This window comes from Paenibacillus sp. SER-28, assembly GCF_052906305.1.
This window is the reverse complement of sequence record NZ_JBRECM010000036.1, coordinates 1-557: the sequence shown is the minus strand read 5'-3', so window position 1 is coordinate 557 and position 557 is coordinate 1. Positions and strand designations below refer to the sequence as shown.

4 tRNA genes are annotated in these 557 nt (G+C 51.0%); all 4 read left to right on the top strand.

Going from position 1 to position 557, the window contains the following annotated elements:
• Positions 1-193 precede the first annotated feature (193 nt).
• The 4 genes from ACUYLD_RS25450 to ACUYLD_RS25435 all read left to right on the top strand — a co-directional run bounded on the left by ACUYLD_RS25450 (position 194) and on the right by ACUYLD_RS25435 (position 556).
• Positions 194-285, top strand: a tRNA-Ser gene (locus ACUYLD_RS25450).
• A gap of 31 nt (positions 286-316) precedes the next feature.
• Positions 317-393: transfer RNA gene (locus tag ACUYLD_RS25445), tRNA-Met, on the top strand.
• A 10-nt stretch (positions 394-403) separates the two neighbouring features.
• A tRNA-Val gene (locus ACUYLD_RS25440) sits at positions 404-479 on the top strand.
• Between the two features lie 4 nt (positions 480-483).
• Positions 484-556: transfer RNA gene (locus tag ACUYLD_RS25435), tRNA-Thr, on the top strand.
• The last annotated feature ends 1 nt before the right edge of the window (position 557 follow it).

Sequence of the window (557 nt, the reverse complement as noted above, 5' to 3'; positions counted from 1 at the left end):
TGGGGGTGGAAGTGCAGTAATGCATGGAGCTGACCAATACTAATCGGTCGAGGGCTTATCCTAAGAATAAAACGCAAATGAGTTTCGGATCCAGTTTTCAGGGTGTAACCTTGAAATTGCGCTTGATATTCCAAATCACTTTGGTGAGTTAAAGAATAACTTGCGGAGTTTTGCTAAGCGAGTCCATTTATATGGAGAGATACCCAAGTGGCTATAAGGGGACCCTCTGCTAAGGGGTTAGACTGCGAAAGTGGTGCGAGGGTTCGAATCCCTCTCTCTCCGCCATTTAGGACAAGCTAGCGAAATATTATGTTATGGCGGTGTAGCTCAGCTGGCTAGAGCGTACGGTTCATACCCGTGAGGTCGGGGGTTCGATCCCCTCCGCCGCTACCATACATACCCAGGAGGCTTAGCTCAGCTGGGAGAGCATCTGCCTTACAAGCAGAGGGTCGGGGGTTCGATCCCCTCAGCCTCCACCATTGTGCCGGTGTAGCTCAACTGGTAGAGCAACTGACTTGTAATCAGTAGGTTGGGGGTTCAAGTCCTCTCGCCGGCAC